The organism is Streptomyces rugosispiralis, assembly GCF_024505145.1.
GTDB classification, from domain to species: domain Bacteria; phylum Actinomycetota; class Actinomycetes; order Streptomycetales; family Streptomycetaceae; genus Streptomyces; species Streptomyces rugosispiralis.
The window spans coordinates 256,109-274,353 of the sequence record NZ_JANIAA010000004.1 but is presented as its reverse complement, the minus strand read 5'-3'; the positions used below and the strand labels follow the sequence as shown (position 1 = coordinate 274,353).

The following is an 18,245-nucleotide window of genomic DNA, read 5'->3' as shown; positions in this document are numbered from 1 at the left end:
AAGAGGGCCGGAACGTCGGTGGCGGCCGGGGCGGTGGCGCGGCGGTTCATGAGGCCGTCAGATCCCGGCCCAGCAGCTCGAACATCCCGTCGAGCAGCTCGAACATCTCGTCGTCCGTGGCCGATTCGATGTCGTCCAGCTCCAGGGCGGCGAGGGTGGACTGGACGCGATCGAGCTGGGCGAGCGCCGTGGTGTCCACGGATTCCCCGCCCGATGGCAGGAGTTCCTCCCGCAGCAGCACGGCGAGGTCGTCGGCGGTCGGGTAGTCGAAGACGAGGGTGACCGGCAGCCGCAGCCCGGTGGCGGCGTTCAGCCGGTTGCGCAGATCGACGGCGGTCAGCGAGTCGAAGCCCAGCTCCTTGAAGGCCCGTCCGGTCTCGACCGCGCCCGCGTCGGCGTAGCCGAGGGCCGCGGCCGCCTGCTCGCTCACCAGCTCCACCAGGGCGGTGTGGCGGTCGGCCGGGCCCAGCTCCGCGAGCCGCGTGCGCAGCGCGCCGGCGCCACCGGCCTCCTCCCGGTCCGCTCCGGCCGGGTCCGGCCCGGTGCCGCCCGCCTCGGGGAGGTCGGCGAGCAGCGGCAGTGGGCGGGTGGCGGACAGGGCGGGGACGAAACGGCCCCAGTCGATGTCGGCCGCGACGAGGAAACCGTCGCCCTGCGCGACCGTCTGCCGCAGCAGCTCCAGCGCCCGCGCGCCGTCGATGGGCGGCGCGCCACGGCGGCGCAGCTGGTCCGCCACCTCGCCGTCGATCATTCCGCCGCCCGCCCAGGCGCTCCAGGCCACCGAGGTGGCGGGCAGGCCGTCCGCGCGGCGCAGTTGGGCGAGCGCGTCGAGATACGCGCTGGCCGCCGCGTAGTTGCCCTGTCCGGCGGCGCCCACGGTGCCGGCGATCGAGGAGATCAGGACGAACGCGTCGAGGTCCAGGTGCAGGTCCCGGGTGAGTTCGTGCAGGTGGCGGGCGCCCGCCACCTTGGGGCGCAGTACGGCCTCGATCCGCTCGGGGGTGAGCGCGTCCACGGTGGCGTCGTCCAGCGCGCCCGCCGCGTGCACCACGGCGGTGAGCGGGTGTTCCGCGCCGTCGCCGGTGACCGAGTCCAGCAGGCGTGTCACCGCCTCGCGGTCGGCCACATCGCACGCGGCGACGGTCACCCGGGCGCCGCGCGCGGTCAGTTCGGCCTCCAGCTCGGCCGCGCCCGGGGCCCGCGGCCCGCGGCGGCTGACCAGCACGATGTGTTCGGCACCCGCGTCGACCAGTCCGCGGGCGATCTGGGCGCCGACGCCACCGGTGCCGCCGGTGACGAGCACGGTGCCGCGGGGCTGCCAGGGCTCACCTGGGCGGCCGGCCCCGGCCCGCCGGAGCCGCCGGGCGAGGGTGCCCGAGGCGCGGATGGCCAGCTGGTCCTCGCCGTCCTGGCCGGTCAGGGCGCGGGCGAGGGCCCGGAGGGCACCCTGGTCGAGCGTCCCGGGCAGATCGATCAGCCCGCCCCAGCGCTGCGGATGCTCCAGCGCGACCGCACCGCCCAGGCCCCAGACGAGGGCTTGGGCGGGGGCCTCGAGGCGGTCGGCGCCGCTGGTGGAGACGGCGCCGTGGGTGACCCACCACAGGGGCGCGTCGACGCCCGCCTCGCCCAGCGCCCGCACCAGGTCGAGGGTGGTGGCGAACCCGGTGGTGACGTCGGGGTGTTCCGGGTGCGGTGTCTCGTCGAGGGCGAGGAGAGACACCACGCCGCTGGGCGCCCCGGAGTCCCCGAGGGCCTCGGTGATACGGGCGGCGAGCCGGGCGCGGTCGGTGTCGTCCGGGCCGATGCGTACGGGAACGATCTCGACGCCGAGCGCGGCGAGCCCGGCGGTGATGGCCTCGGCAGCCCCGGTGTCGACGGCTCCGGCGATGACGGCCCTGGAGTCAGCGGCCCCGGCCCCGTCAGCGGCGCCATCGGTATCAACAGCCCATGCCCCGGCGGGCACGGCCACCAGCAGGCGGCCCGGGAGCGCGGGGGTCCGTTGTCCGTCGAGCGGCTGCCAGCCGATGCGGTAGCGCCAGGCGTCGAGCGCCGCCTGGTCGCTCAGCCGGGACCGCCACGACGAGAGCAGCGGAAGCACCTCGCTGAGCGGCGCGTCGGCGTCCGCGCCCAGGGTCGCCGTCAGCGCGTCCAGGTCGGCCTTCTCGACCGCGGTCCAGAACTCCGCCTCCGCCGGGCCGGTGACCGCCTCGGCGACGGGGCCGGTCTGGGGCTCGACCCAGTAGCGGGCGCGCTGGAACGCGTACGTGGGAAGGTCGACACGCCCGGCGCCCCGCCCGGCGAACAGCCCCCGCCAGTCCACCTCGGCGCCGTGGACGTACCCCTGGGCGAGCGAGAGCAGCATCCGCTCCGGGCCGCCCTCCTCGCGGCGCAGGGTGCCGATGACGGCGGCCGAGCCCTCGGCGGCCTCGACGGTGGCCTCGATGGCGGCGGCCAGCACGGGGTGCGGGCTCACCTCCACGAACAGCCGGTGGCCGCTGGTGAGCAGCGCCCGGGTGGCCGCTTCGAGCCGTACGGTCTCCCGCAGGTTGCGCGCCCAGTAGGCGGCGTCGAGCCCAGCCGTGTCGAGAGGTTCGCCGGTGACCGTCGAGTGGAAGACGATCCGCGAGGTGCGCGGCCGGATGGGGGCGAGGATTCGCAGCAGTTCGTCGTGGATCTTCTCCACCTGGGCGGAGTGCGACGCGTAGTCCACCGGGATCAGCTTCGCCCGTACCTGCTCCGCCTCGCACTGGGCCAGCAGCTCACGCAGCGCCTCCGGATCACCGGACACCACGATCGAACCCGGACCGTTGACCGCCGCCACCGAGATACGACCGTCCCACGCGGCGAGCCGCTCCCGCACCTCATCGACCGGGAGCGACACGGACATCATGCCGCCGTGTCCGGCCAGCCCACGGGCGATGGCCTGCGAACGCAACGCGACCACCCGCGCCCCGTCCTCCAACGACAACGCACCCGCCACCACCGCGGCCGCGATCTCCCCCTGCGAATGCCCCACCACAGCAGCAGGCACCACACCACACCCACGCCACACCTCCGCCAACGACACCATCACCGCCCACAACACCGGCTGCACCACATCCACCCGCTCCAACCCCGGACCCACACCCCGCAACACCCCAGTCAACGACCAATCCACAAACCCCGACAACGCCACCTCACACTCCGCCAACCGACCCGCGAACACCGGCGACGAATCCAGCAACTCCACCGCCATCCCCACCCACTGCGACCCCTGCCCCGGAAACACGAACACCGGACGGGCCTCCGGCACCGCCGCGCCCTCGCCGCGCACCACGCCCGCGGAGACCTTGCCGGAGGCCAACGCCGCCAGGTGACCTAGCAGTTGGGAGCGGTCCGCGCCCACCACCGCGGCGCGGTATTCGAAGGCCGACCGCCCGGTGGCGAGCGAGTGGCCGACATCGGCCGGGGACGCCTCGGGGCGCTCGTTCAGATGGGCCAGCAGCCGCTCCGCCTGCGCCCGCAGGGCCGCTTCGCTCCTGCCGGAGAGCACCCAGGGGACGGCGGAGCCGCCGAGCGCGGTCCCGTCGAGGGCGGGGGCGTCGTACGCGGGGGCGGCGAGCTCGGGAGCGCCGAGCGCGGACGCGCCCTCTTCCTCGTCCTCCCCCTCGGCCGGGGCCTGTTCGAGGACGACATGGGCGTTGGTGCCGCTCACGCCGAACGCGGACACCCCGGCGCGGCGCGGACGGCCACGTTCGGGCCACTCCCGGGCCTCGGTCAGCAACTCGACCGCGCCGGAGGACCAGTTGACCGCCGGGGACGCCTGCTCGGCGTGGAGTGTCTTCGGCAGCGTCCCGTGGCGCAGCGCCATCACCGTCTTGATGACCCCGCCGACCCCGGCCGCCGCCTGGGTGTGGCCGATGTTGGACTTGAGCGAGCCGAGCCACAGCGGATGGCCGGAGGTGCGGCCCTTGCCGTACGTGGCGAGCAGCGCGCCCGCCTCGATGGGATCGCCGAGCGCGGTGCCCGTGCCATGGGCCTCGACGGCGTCGACGTCGTCCACCGTGAGCCCGGCGGCGGTCAGCGCCGCCTCGATGACCCGGCGCTGGGCGGGGCCGTTGGGCGCGGCGAGGCCGTTGCTGGCGCCGTCCTGGTTCATGGCACTGGAGCGCAGCACGGCGAGGACCGGGTGGCCGTTGCGGCGGGCGTCGGACAGCCGCTCCAGCAGCACCATGCCCGCGCCCTCGCCCCAGCCGGTGCCGTCGGCGCCCGCGGCGAACGACTTGCAGCGGCCGTTGGCGGCCAGCCCGCGCTGATGGCTGAACTCGACGAAGACACCGGGGGTGGCCATCACCGCCACCCCTCCGGCCAGCGCCAGCGAGCATTCGCCGCGGCGCAGCGCCTGGGCCGCCAGATGCATGGTCACCAGCGACGACGAGCACGCGGTGTCCAGGGTGATGGCCGGTCCCTCGAGGCCGAGGGTGTAGGAGATCCGGCCGGAGGCCACGCTGGAGACGTTGCCGATCAGCAGATGGCCCTCGACGCTCCGCGGGGCGTACTGCGGGTCCCCGCCGTACTGGAACGAGGCGAGCCCCACATAGACCCCGGCCCTGGTGCCCTTCAGCGAGAGCGGGTCGATGCCCGCGCGTTCGATCGCCTCCCAGGACACCTCAAGCAGCAGCCGCTGCTGCGGGTCCATGGCCAGCGCCTCGCGCGGGGAGATCCCGAAGAAGGCCGGGTCGAACTGGTCGGCGTCGTGGACGAAGCCGCCTTCGCGGGTGTTGCAGGTGCCGGACCTGCCCGGGTCCGGGTCGTAGAGTCCCTCGACGTCCCAGCCCCGGTTGGCGGGGAACTCCGAGATCGCGTCCCGGCCCTCGGCCACCAGCCGCCACAGGTCCTCCGGCGAGCGGACACCACCGGGGAAGCGGCAGCCCATCGAGACGATGGCGATCGGCTCCCGCTCGTCGGCCTCGATCCGCTCCAGCCGGTCACGGGCCTGCTTGAGGTCGGAGGAGACCCGCTTGAGGTAGGTGAGGAGTTTCTCTTCGTTCTCGTTCGCCATCAGGAAGCCCCGAATTCGTTGTCGATGAAGTCGAAGACCTCGTCGGCGGTAGCGGAGAGGAGGCCGGTGTCGGGGGACGGCCCGCCGGTGTGTTCCCCGGGCGTGCCGCCCAACTTGGCCATGAGGTCGTTCAGACGCCCCGTCAGCCGTTCCCGCACCCCGTCGTCGGCCATCAGCTCCGGCAGCGCGGACTCCCACCGGTCCAGGTCGTCGAAGAGGGTGCGCGCGTCCGCCGGGCGGGCCGACGGCAGCTCGCCGCGCAGGTACTCGGCCAGTGGCACGGGCGCCGGATAGTCGAAGACGAGAGTGGCGGGCAGGTCGAGTCCGGTGACCGCGGCCAGCCGGTTGCGCAGTTCGACGGCGGTGAGCGAGTCGAAGCCCAGCTCCTTGAACGGGCGGCCGCCGGCCACCGCGTCGGACGAGGAGTGGCCGAGCACGGCCGCCGCCTGGGCGTGCACCAGATCCCGCAGGGCGCGGTCCAGGTCCTCGCCCGTCAGCCCCGCGAGGCTCGCCAGGAAGGTGTCCGCCGTGTCGTCCGGCCCGGTGGTGTCGGGAGCCGCTGTGGTGGCGAGGGCGTCGCGCACCTCCGGCAGCTCGCCGATCAGCGGCCGGGGGCGCGCCGCGGTGAAGCCGGGGACGAAGCGGTCCCAGCGCACATCGGCGAGGACGAGGGAGGTCTCGCCGGTGTGCAGCGCCTCGCTCAGCGCGGACACGGCCAACTCCGGTGCCATGGCGGGCAGTCCGCGGCGGCTGAGGTGCTCCGCCACCTCGCCGTGCTCGATCATGCCGTGGTCGGCCCAGGGGCCCCAGGCCACCGAGGTGGCGGGGAGACCGCGGGCCTCGCGGTGCTCGGCGAGCGCGTCCAGGTGGGCGTTGGCGGCCGCGTAGGCGCTCTGCCCGCCGCTCCCCCAGGTGGCGGCGATGGACGAGAAGAGCACGAACGCCTCGAGGTGGTCCTGGTCCAGCAACGCGTCCAGATGCGTGGCGCCCAGCACCTTGCCGTCGGCCATCTCCGCGAAGTCGGCCACCGTACTGTCGGTGAGCTGGGAGAACTCCACGACGCCCGCGGCGTGGAAGACGGCGTGCACCGGGTCGCCCCCGGTGGTGATCCGGCGCAGCAGCGCCGCCACCTCGTCGCGGTCGCGGACGTCGCACGCCGCCACCGTCACCCGGACACCGCCCTCGCCCAGCGCGGTCAGCTCGTCGCGCAGTTCGGCGGCGCCGGGCGCCGCGATGCCACGGCGGCTGGTGAGCACGAGGTGTTCGGCGCCGGAGCGGGCCAGCCAGCGGGCCACCTGGGCGCCGAGCCCGCCGGTGCCGCCGGTGATCAGTACGGTGCCATGCGGTTTCCAGCTCTCCCGGCCCGGTGTGCGCAGCGGCGCCCGGACCAGCCGCCGGACGAACACCCCCGCGTCGCGGAGGGCGAGTTGGTCCTCCGGGCCGCTGTCGCCGGCGATGCCGGAGAGCGCGGCGCACAGCCGGTCCGCCGTCCGCTCGTCGAGCTTCCCGGGGAGGTCGACCAGACCGCCCCACCGCTGGGGGTGCTCCAGGGCCACGACCCGGCCGAGGCCCCAGGTGGCGGCCTGTGCGGGGCGGCCGAGCTGATCGGATCCGCTCACCGCTACGGCGCCGGTGGTGGCGAGCCACAGCGGGGCGGCGATCCCCGCGTCGCCCAGCGCCTGGATCAGCCCGACGTTGAGGGCCAGCCCCGTGGAGAGCGCGGTGTGTTCGGGGTGCGGATCGTCGTCGAGGGCGAGCAGCGAGAGCACACCGGCCGGTGTGCCACCGGTGTCCGCCTCGTGGCGCAGCCACTCGGCGAGCGCGTCACGGCCGGTCGTGGCCACGGTGAGGGGCACGACGCGCGCCCCGCGTCGGTCAAGGGCGGCCGCCACGGCGGCGACCTGCGCACTGTCCGCCCTGCCCTGGGGCACGGCCACCCACCAGGTGCCGGACAGCGGCGCCGTACGCTCCTCGACCGCCACCGGGGACCAGGTGATCCGGTAGCGCCAGGAGTCCACGGTGGCACGGTCGCTCTGGCCCCGGCGCCAGGAGGAGAGCGCGGGCAGCAGGTCGCCGAGCCGCGTCTGCTGGTCGATCTCCAGGGTGGCGGTCAGCGCCTCCAGGTCCTCGCGCTCGACCGCCTCCCAGAAGCGGGCCTCCACGGAGGACGCGTCCGTGGTGGCGGCGACCGTCGGCGTTCCCGGCGTCGCGGGGTCGAACCAGTAGCGCTGCCGCTGGAAGGCGTACGTGGGCAACTCCACCCGGCGCGCACCGCGCCCGGCGAACACCCGCTCCCAGTCGACCTCGCCACCGTGAGCGTGCACCTGGGCGACACCGGACAGCAGCGCCTCGGTCTCGTCACGGTCCTTGCGCAGCAGAGGGATGAACGCCGCCGGACCTGAGACGCATTCGCGGCCCATGGCGGACAGCACTCCGGCCGGGCCGATCTCCACATGGCGGGTGACGCCCTGAGCCTCGAGGAACCGTATGCCGTCCCCGAAGCGGACCGCCTGACGCACATGGCGCACCCAGTACTCCGGCGAGCACACCTCCTCGCCCGCCAACTCCCCCGTGAGGTTCGAGACGACCGCGATGCGTGGCATGGCGTAGGTGATACCGGCCGCCACCTCGGCGAATTCGTCCAGCATCCCCTCCATCAACGGCGAGTGAAACGCATGCGAAACGCTCAGCCGCTTGCTCTTGACCCCCACCGCCTCCGCCACCTCGAGCACCGCCGACTCCACACCGGAGATGACCGTCGCCGCCGGGCCATTGACCGCCGCCACACTCACCCGGTCCTCATAACCGGCCAGATGTGGCAGCACCTCGGCCTCCGGGGCCTGGAGGGAGACCATCGCCCCGCCGCCGGGCAGCGCCTGCATCAGCCGGCCACGTGCCGCCACCAGCGCACAGGCGTCCGCCAGCGAGAACACCCCGGCCACATGAGCGGCCGCCAGCTCCCCCACCGAATGGCCCACCAGGAAGTCCGGCGCCAGCCCCCAGGACTCCACCAGCCGGAACAGCGCCACCTCCAGAGCGAACAACCCGCTCTGAGTGAACACCGTCCGATCCAGCGCCCCGGCATCCTCGCCGAACACCACCTCCCGCACCGAACCGTCCAGATGACCATCCAGCTCCGCGCACACCTCATCGAACGCCACCGCGAACACCGGGAACGCGGCATACAACCCCCGCCCCATACCCACGCGTTGCGCGCCCTGACCGGTGAACAGGAACGCCGTCCTGCCCTCGTCGTCGGTCACCGTGCCCGGGGCGACGCCCGTGGCGAGCTGCTCCAGTCCACTCAGCAGCTCCGCACGGTCGCGGCCGACAACCGCCGCGCGGTGACCGAAGGCGGACCGGCTCAACGCCAGCGAGTAACCCACATCCACCGGATCCAGCTCCGGCCGCCCCACCACATACGACCGCAACCGCTCCGCCTGGGCCCGCAACGCGCCCTCGGTACGTCCGGACACCACCCACGGCACCACATCGGTGCGCACCGACGGCTCCGGCTCCGGCTCCGGTTCGGTGACCGGGTCGGCGGGGGGCTCCTCCAGGATGAGGTGGGCGTTGGTGCCGCTGATGCCGAAGGCGGACACCCCGGCACGCCGCACCCGCTCGCCCGCGGGCCACTCCCTGGCCTCGGTCAGCAGCTCGACGGCCCCGGCCGTCCAGTCCACATGCGGAGTGGGCTCCTTGACGTGGAGCGTCCTGGGCAGCAGACCGTGGCGCATCGCCATGACCATCTTGATGACACCGGCACCACCGGCCGCGCCCTGGGTGTGGCCGATGTTGGACTTCAACGCACCCAGCCTCAGCGGCCGTTCGGCCGCCCGGCCCTGGCCGTAGGTGGCGAGGATGGCCTGGGCCTCGATCGGGTCGCCGAGCGTGGTGCCGGTGCCGTGCGCCTCGACGGCGTCCACCTCGGCGGCCGACAGCCCGGCGTTCGCCAGCGCCTGCCGGATCACCCGCTGCTGCGATGGGCCGTTGGGCGCGGTGAGGCCGTTGCTGGCACCGTCCTGGTTGACGGCGGAGCCGCGTACGAGCGCCAGCACCTCGTGGCCGTTGGCCCGCGCGTCGGACAGCCGCTCCAGGAGCACCATGCTGACGCCCTCGCCCCAGCTGGTGCCGTCGGTGTCGGAGGAGAACGCCTTCGACCTGCCGTCGGGGGCGAGCCCGCGCTGCCTGCTGAACTCGATGAAGAGACTGGGCGTCGACATCATCGTCGTGCCGCCGGCCAGTGCCATCGAGCATTCGCCCTGGCGCAGCGCCTGCGCCGCCTGGTGGATGGCGACCAGGGAGGAGGAGCACGCGGTGTCGATGGTGAGCGCCGGGCCCTCCCAGCCGAGCGAATAGGCGATACGGCCGGAGACCACACTGGCGGCCTTGCCGGTCAGCAGATACCCCTCCATGTCCTCGGGGATCTCGCCCAGCCGCGAGGCGTAGTCCTGGCCGGTGGAGCCGATGAACACGCCCGCCGTGCTGCCCTTCGTGGAGTGCGGGTCGATCCCGGCGCGCTCCAGCGCCTCCCAGGAGGTCTCCAGCAGCAGCCGCTGCTGGGGGTCCATGGCGAGCGCCTCGCGCGGGGAGATCCCGAAGAACTCGGGGTCGAAGTCGTAGGCGTCGTAGAGGAAGCCGCCTTCCTTGGCGTAACTCCTGCCCGGCGTATCGGGGTTGGGGTCGTACAGCTCCTCGACGTTCCAGCCGCGGTCGGTCGGGAAGGTCGAGATCACATCGCGGCCGTCCGCCACCAGCTCCCACAGGTCCTCGGGGCCGCGGACCCCGCCGGGCAGCCGGCAGCTCATGGCCACGATGGCGATCGGATCGTCGTCGGCGGGGCGGACGGCGGCGACCACGGCCGCCACTTCCGCCTGCTCGCCCAGTGCCTCGCGCCGCAAGTGGTCCACCAGCACGGCGGGGGTCGGGTAGTCGAAGAGGAGGGTGGTCGGCAGCCGCAGCCCGGTGGCGGCGCCCAGCCGGTTGCGCAGCTCCACGGCGGTCAGGGAGTCGAAGCCGACCTCGCGGAAGGCGCGGGTGGCCTCGATGTCGTCAGGAGTGGCGAGCCCCAGCACACCCGTCGCGTGTTCCCGCACCAGGTCCAGCAGGAACGGGTCCCGGTCGGCCGCCGGCAGGGCGGCCAGCCGCCGCCCGAACGAGCTCTCGTCGGTGTCCGCGGCCCCGCCTCCGCCACCGGCCCGTACGACGCGGCGGACCGGCGTCCGGACCAGGCCGCGCAGATAGGCCGGTACGGCGTCCTGGCCGGGGGTGGCGGCGGCGCTCGCGGCGCGCTTGCGCAGATCGGCCAGGTCGAGCCGGACGGGCACGAGCGTGGCGTCGCCCGCCGCCCGCGCGGCGTCGAAGAGTTCCATGCCCTCCGCGCTGGGCAGCGGACGGATACCGGAGCGCGCCATGCGCCGCACATCGGCGTCGTCCAGATGCCCGCTCATACCGCTGCGCTGCTCCCACAGGCCCCAGGCGAGGGACTGGGCGGCCAGACCGCGGGCCCCGCGGTGCTGGGCGAGGGAGTCCAGGAAGGCGTTGGCGGCGGCGTAGTTGGCCTGTCCGGCGTTGCCGATGGTGGCGACGACGGAGGAGTAGAGCACGAACGCGGCCAGGTCATGGCCCGCGGTCAGCTCGTGCAGATTCCACGCGGCGTCCACCTTGGGCCGCAACACGCGGTCCAGCCGGTCGGGGTTCAGCGCGTCCACGATGCCGTCGTCGAGCACACCCGCCGCGTGGATCACGGCCGTCAGTGGATGCGCGGCGGGTATCGCACCGAGAAGCCCGGCGAGCGCCTCCCGGTCGGCCGCGTCGCAGGCGGCGACGGTGACGGCGGCCCCCAACTCGACCAGTTCGGCGCGGAGTTCATCCATACCGTCGGCCGCGGGCCCACGCCGGCTGACCAGCAGCAGATGCCGTACGCCGTGCTCGCCCACCAGATGGCGGGCGACGAGCCCACCGAGGGTCCCGGTGGCGCCGGTGATGAGAACGGTGCCTTCGGGGTCCAGCGGTCGGTGGCCTTGGGCCGGCCCGGTGGCATGGGTGGCGGTGACCTCGGCGGGCTCGGTGACCCCCATAGCGGTGACCCCCATAGCGGTGGCCTCGGCGGTCCCCGTTCCCCTCGCCACCCGCCCCAGTCGGGGCACCGTCACCAGTCCCTCGCGGACCGCGCACTGGGGTTCGCCGGAGGCGATCGCGGCCGGGAGGGCGGTCGCCGACTCCGGTTCGGCGTCGAGGTCCACGAGGACGAAGCGGCCGGGGTGTTCCGACTGGGCCGAGCGCACCAGGCCCCATACGGCGCCGTGGGCCACGTCCGGGACCTCCTCGCCGGGGGCGGCCGCGACCGCGCCGCGGGTGACGAACACCAGCCGGGAGGAGGCGAGGCGCTCCTCGGAGATCCAGCGCTGGATCAGCGCCAGCGCTCGGTGGGTGGCCGCGTGGGCCGCCTCCGCCACATCGCCGTCGCCCTCCGCGACGCACGCCACCAGGACCGCGTCCGGCGCGTCCGCCGTCTCGTCGTAGGGCACCGCGTCCACGGCCGCGGAGAGCCCGAGCGGGTCGTCGCCGAGTACCGCCCAGCTCGCCGGAGCCCCGGTCGCGGTGGTGTCCGCGGCGGGCACCGCGGGCCACTCCAGGCGGAACAGCGACGGGTGAAGGGCGGAGCGGCCGCCGATCGGTTCTGGCGCGTCCACCGCGCGCAGCACGAGCCGGTCCACCGAGGCCACCGGGGCGCCGCTCAGGTCGGCCGCGACGACCGCGTACGTATCGGGACCCGTCGGCGTCAGCCGTACCCGCAGCGCCGTGGCGCCCGTGGCGTGCAGGGCGACACCGCTCCATGCGGCGGCCAGCCGCGTCCCGCCGTCGCCCGGGGTCTCCACCGCGTCGAGCGCCGACTCCAGCAGCACCGGGTGCAGTCCGTAGCGCCCGGCGTCGGCCTCCTCGGCCTCGGTCAGCCCGACCTCCGCGTAGCGGTCCGCACCGAGCCGCCAGGCGGCGACGGCGCCTCCGGCCGTCTCCACCGGGACGGCGTCGGCCGGTGGCCACGCGGCGAGGCCGATGTCCGTGGGCCGGGCACCGGTGCCCAGGACCGCCGTGGCGTACCGCGTCCACGGCTCGTCGGAGTCCGCGCCCTCGGCGCGTGCGTGGACGCTGAGGGCGCGCGAGCCCCCGCCGTCCGGGGCGCCGACGCGCACCTGGATCACCGCGGCGCCCTTCTCGGGCAGCACCAGCGGCGCGTCCAGGGACAGTTCCTCGATCCGGTCGCAGCCGACCTGGTCGCCCGCCCGGATCGCCAGTTCGGCGAGGGCGCTGCCGGGCAGCACGGCCGCGTCCGGGCCGGTGCGCTCGGTCAGCCAGGGGTGGTCGGATGCGGAGATCCGGCCGGTGAACAGGTGGTCGTCCGCGCCCGCCAGCGGGACCGCGGCGCCGAGCAGCGGATGCCCGGCCGCGTCGAGTCCGGCCGCCGCCACATCGCTCGCCGCGACCGGCTTGTCCAGCCAGTACCGCTGCCGCTGGAACGGATACGTCGGCAGCTCCAGGGCACGCTCACCGCGCCCCGGCGCGCCCCCGAACACCGCGTCCCACGACGGTTCGACACCCTGCGCGTACGCCTCGGCGAACGAGGCCGCGAAGCGCTCCGGGTCGCCCTCGTCCCGGCGCAGCGTGCCGACGACGGCGGCGTTCCCGCCCGCGTCCTCGATGGTCTGCTGGAGCGACATGGCGAGCATGGGATGCGGGGCGCATTCGATGAACGCCGTGTGGCCGTCGGCCAGCAGCGCCCGGGTGGCCCGCTCGAAGTCCACCGGCTCACGCATGTTCCGGTACCAGTAGTCGGTGTCCAGCTCGGTGGTGTCCAGCGGTCCACCGGTCACCGTGGAGTAGTACGCGATCCGCGAGGCGCGCGGCCGCACCCCCGCCACCTCGCGCAGCAGCCGCTCGCGCAACCCGTCGACCTGCGGGGAGTGTCCGGCGGTGTCCACGCCCGGCACCCGGCGGGACTTCACCCCGTCGGCGGCGAGCTGGGCCATGAAGGCGTCCAGGGCCTCCGGGTCGCCGGAGACGGTCACGGTGGCGGGGCTGTTGACGGCGGCGATGCCGAGCCGTTCGCTCCACGGCCGCAGCCGCTCGGCGACCGTCCCGGCGGACGCGAGCACCGAGAGCATGCCGCCCTTGCCGCTCAGCTCGGCCCAGGCCTGGCTGCGCCGGGCCACCACCTTGGCGGCATCCTGGAGCAAGAGCCCTCCGGCCACGTACGCGGCGGCGATCTCGCCCTGCGAATGGCCGACCACCGCGGCCGGTTCGACGCCGTGACTGCGCCACAGCGCCGCCAGCGACACCATCACCGCGAACAGCGCGGGCTGCACCACGTCGATGCGGGACAGCGAGGGCGCGCCCGGCTCACCGCGCAGCACATCGCGCAACGACCAGTCCAGGAACGGCTCCAGTGCGTCGGCGCACTCCTCCAGCCGCTCCGCGAAGACGGGCGAGGCGTCCCACAGCGGGAGTGCCATCCCGATCCACTGCGAGCCCTGCCCGGGGAAGACGAACACGGTCTTCCGCCGGCCGCCCGCCGCGCCCTGGACCACATGCGGCGCCGGGGTGCCCTGCGCGAGCGCGCCGAGGCCGTCCAGGAGCCGCTCCCGGTCGCGGCCCAGGATCACCGCCCGGTGGCCGAAGGCCGTGCGGGTGGTGGCGAGGGCGTGGCCGAGTGCGGCGAGGTCGGTGCCGGGGTGGTCGGCCAGGTGGTCCCGCAGCTGCTCGGCCCGGGTGCGCAGGGCCTGTTCGGTGCGCCCGGACAGCACCCAGGGAAGCACGGGCGGCTCCGGGGCCGCCGGGCGCGGCTCGTCGTGGCCGGTGGCCGGTTCGGCCGGGGCCTGCTCCAGGATGGCGTGTGCGTTGGTGCCGCTGATGCCGAAGGACGACACACCAGCACGCCGCGGCCGATCGGACTCCGGCTCCGGCCACGGCCTCGCCTCGGTCAGCAGCTCCACGGCCCCGGACGACCAGTCGACATGCGGCGAGGGCTCGTGTACGTGCAGGGTCTGGGGCAGTACGCCGTGGCGCAGCGCCAGCACCATCTTGATGACCCCGGCCACGCCCGCCGCCGCCTGGGGGTGGCCGACGTTGGACTTCAGCGAGCCGAGCCACAGCGGCCGGTCCGCCGCACGGTCCCGACCGTACGTGGCCAGCAGCGCGCCCGCCTCGATGGGATCGCCGAGCGAGGTGCCGGTGCCGTGCGCCTCGACCGCGTCCACATCGGCCGCGCTCAGCCCGGCGTCGGCCAGCGCCTGCCGGATGACCCGCTGCTGGGCCGGGCCGCTCGGGGCGGTGAGGCCGTTGCTCGCGCCGTCCTGGTTGGTGGCGGAGCCACGCACCAGCGCCAGCACCTGGTGCCCGTTGCGCCGCGCGTCCGACAGCCGTTCCAGCAGCACCATGCCCACGCCCTCGCCCCAGCCGGTGCCGTCGGCGTCGGACGAGAACGCCTTGCAGCGGCCGTCGGGCGACAGCGCCTTCTGGCGGCTCAGCTCCACGAAGATCCCGGGGCTGGACATCACGGTGGCACCCCCGGCCAGCGCCAGCGAGCACTCGCCCTGGCGCAGCGACCGTACGGCCATGTGCAGGGCCACCAGGGAGGACGAGCAGGCCGTGTCGACGGTGACCGCCGGGCCCTCGAGTCCCCAGGTGTAGGCGATCCGGCCGGAGGCGACGCTGGTGGTGCCACCGGTCAGCAGATAGCCCTCGAACCCCTCCGACGCCTCGTCCATCCGGGGCCCGTAGTCCTGCGGCATCGCGCCGACGAAGACACCGGCGTCGCTGCCCTTGAGCGTGGTGGGATCGATCCCGGCGCGCTCGAACGCCTCCCAGGCGGTCTCCATCAGCAGCCGCTGCTGGGGATCCATCGCCTGGGCCTCGCGGGGGCTGATGCCGAAGAAGGCCGGGTCGAACTGGTCGGCCTCGTAGAGGAATCCGCCCTCGCGCACATAGCTGGTGCCGTGGCGGGCCGGGTCCGGGTCGTAGAGCCCCTCCAGGTCCCAGCCCCGGTTCGCCGGGAAGCCCGCGATGGCGTCCCGGCCCTCGCTGACCAGCTCCCACAACTGCTCGGGGGTGCGCACTCCGCCGGGGAGGCGGCAGCTCATCGCCACGATGGCGATCGGGTCGTCGTGGCCGGTGGTGAGGGTCCGGGTGGCGGCCGGGCGCGGGGCCACCGCCGCCGGGGAGCCCACCACCACGTCCCGGAGGTGGTGGGAGAGGGCCAGCGGAGTCGGGTGGTCGAAGAGGACGGTCCCGGCGAGCCGTGTTCCGGTGGCGGTGCTGAGGAGGTTGCACAGCTCGACGGACATCAGCGAGTCGAAGCCGAGGTCCTTGAAGATCTTCTCGGGGTCGACGGCGTCGGGGCCCGGGGAGCCCAGCACCCACGCGGTGTGCGTACGGACCAGCTCCAGCGCCACGCGCTCGCGCTCGCCGGCGTCGGTGAGGGCCGCGAACTCCTCATGCCACGAGAGGGGTTCGGTGGTGGCGGTGTCCTCGGTGCCGGGCAGGTCGGTGCCCAGCCAGTAGCGCTGCCGCTGGAAGGCGTACGTGGGCAACTCCACCCGGTGCGCACCGCGCCCGGCGAACACCCGCTCCCAGTCGACCTCGCCACCGTGAGCGTGCACCTGGGCGACACCGGACAGCAGCGCCTCGGCCTCGTCACGATCCTTGCGCAGCAGAGGGACGAACGCCGCCGGACCTGAGACGCATTCGCGGCCCATGGCGGACAGCACTCCGGCCGGGCCGATCTCCACATGGCGAGTGACGCCCTGAGCCTCGAGGAACCGTATGCCGTCCCCGAAGCGGACCGCCTGACGCACATGGCGCACCCAGTACTCCGGCGAGCACACCTCCTCGCCCACCAACTCCCCCGTGACGTTGGAGACGATCGCCAGACGCGGTGCGGAGTAGCCGATCCGGCCCGCCACCTCGGCGAATTCGTCCAGCATCCCCTCCATCAACGGCGAGTGAAACGCATGCGAAACGCTCAGCCGCTTGCTCTTGACCCCCACCGCCTCCGCCACCTCGAGCACCGCCGACTCCACACCGGAGATGACGGTCGCCGCCGGGCCATTGACCGCCGCCACACTCACCCGGTCCTCATAACCGGCCAGATGTGGCAGCACCTCGGCCTCCGGGGCCTGGAGGGAGACCATCGCCCCGCCGCCGGGCAGCGCCTGCATCAGCCGGCCACGTGCCGCCACCAGCGCACAGGCGTCCGCCAGCGAGAACACCCCGGCCACATGAGCGGCCGCCAGCTCCCCCACCGAATGGCCCACCAGGAAGTCCGGCGCCAGCCCCCAGGACTCCACCAGCCGGAACAGCGCCACCTCCAGAGCGAACAACCCGCTCTGAGTGAACACCGTCCGATCCAGCGCCCCGGCATCCTCACCGAACACCACCTCCCGCACCGAACCGTCCAGATGACCATCCAGCTCCGCGCACACCTCATCGAACGCCACCGCGAACACCGGGAACGCGGCATACAACCCCCGCCCCATACCCACGCGTTGCGCGCCCTGACCAGTGAACAGGAACGCCGTCCTGCCCTCGTCATCGGTCACCGTGCCCGGAACCATGCCCGTGGCGAGCTGGTCGAGACCGCTCAGCAGCTCCGCACGGTCGCGGCCGACAACCGCCGCGCGGTGACCGAAGGCGGACCGGCTCAACGCCAGCGAGTAACCCACATCCACCGGATCCAGCTCCGGCCGCCCCACCACATACGACCGCAACCGCTCCGCCTGGGCCCGCAACGCGCCCTCGGTACGTCCGGACACCACCCACGGCACCGTGTCGAGGGCCGTCGGGCGGTCCGCGGCCGGGGCGTGGGCGGGTGCCTCCTCCAGCACCATGTGCACATTGGTGCCGCCCATGCCGAACGAGCTGACGCCCGCGAGCCGTGGGGTGTCCGCCTCCGGGGCCCAGGCGTCGAGGGCGGTCTGGACCGTCAGGCCCAGGGTGTCCAGGGGGATCGCGGGGTTCGGGGTCTCGTGGTTGAGGCTCGGGAACAGCTCACGGTGGGCGAGCGAGAGCACCGTCTTGATGAGGCCGGTGATCCCGGCCGCGCCTTCGAGGTGGCCCACGTTCGTCTTGGCGGAGCCGACCCGCAGCGGCGCGCCCTCCGCCCGGCCCGCGCCGAGGACCGCGCCCAGCGCCGCGGCCTCGACCGGGTCGCCGACCTTGGTGCCGGTGCCGTGCAGTTCGACGTACTGGACCCGGGCGGGGTCGACCCCGGCGCGCTCATAGGCGGCGCGCAGCATGGCCTCCTGCCCGTGGGCCGCGGGGGTGGTGAGGCTGTCGCCGCCGCCGTCGTTGTTGGCGTCGGAGCCGCGGATCACGCACAGCACGGGGTCGCCGTCGCGCAGCGCGTCCGGGAGCCGCTTGAGCACGACGAGGCCGCCGCCCTCGCCGCGCACATAGCCGTTGGCGCGGGCGTCGAAGGTGAAGGAGCGGCCGTCCGGGGAGAGCGCGCCGAACCGGGAGGCGGCGATGAAGCCGTCGGGGGCGAGGTTGAGCTGGACGCCGCCCGCGACGGCGGTCCCGGTCTCGCCGCGCCGCAGGCTCTCGCAGGCAAGGTGCACGGCGGCCAGGGACGAGGACTGCCCGGTGTCCACGGCCACGCTCGGGCCGCGCAGCCCGAGGGCGTAGGAGACCCGGTTGGCGATGATGCCGCGGTTCAGGCCGGTGAGGGTGTGCTGGGTGATGGCGGCCGGTTCGCCGCGGTGGACCAGCGCCGCGTAGTCGTCGGCGATGGCGCCGATGAAGACGCCGGTGCGGCTGCCCTCGAGTTGTGCGGGGACGAGTCCGGCGTTTTCCAGGGCCTCCCAGCACAGTTCCAGCGCGAGCCGCTGCTGGGGGTCCATCGCCCGTGCCTCTCGGGGTGAAATCCCGAAGAACTCCGGATCGAACTCGGCTGCCCTTTCGACGAACCCGCCGAATCGAATACCGGCGTCCCGGAGCTCATCGCCATACCGGTCCGCCGGGATCTCCGTGATGGCGCTCTCTCCATTGCGCAGCAACTGCCGGAACTCATCCGGGGTCGATGCGCCCGGCACGCGACATGCCATACCGACGACCGCGATGTGCCCGTCACGCATCAGGGAGTTCTCCGACATCACGACCTCAGACTCTTCTCTCAGTTGAGATTCCGACGCGACTGGACTGACCATGA

General features: G+C 74.0%; 2 protein-coding genes. Both read right to left on the bottom strand.

Going from position 1 to position 18,245, the window contains the following annotated elements:
* Positions 1 to 46 precede the first annotated feature (46 nt).
* The gene (locus tag NP777_RS09820; protein ID WP_449343545.1) at positions 47 to 5,044 is read right to left on the bottom strand and encodes a type I polyketide synthase; all 4,998 of its coding nucleotides are present in this window, start codon (positions 5,042 to 5,044) and stop codon (positions 47 to 49) included.
* Positions 5,041 to 18,189: a type I polyketide synthase gene (locus tag NP777_RS47720; RefSeq protein ID WP_391858475.1), complete on the bottom strand. Its 13,149-nt coding sequence runs from the start codon at positions 18,187 to 18,189 to the stop codon at positions 5,041 to 5,043. The genes NP777_RS09820 and NP777_RS47720 overlap by 4 nt, the downstream gene beginning before the upstream one ends.
* Positions 18,190 to 18,245 lie beyond the last annotated feature (56 nt).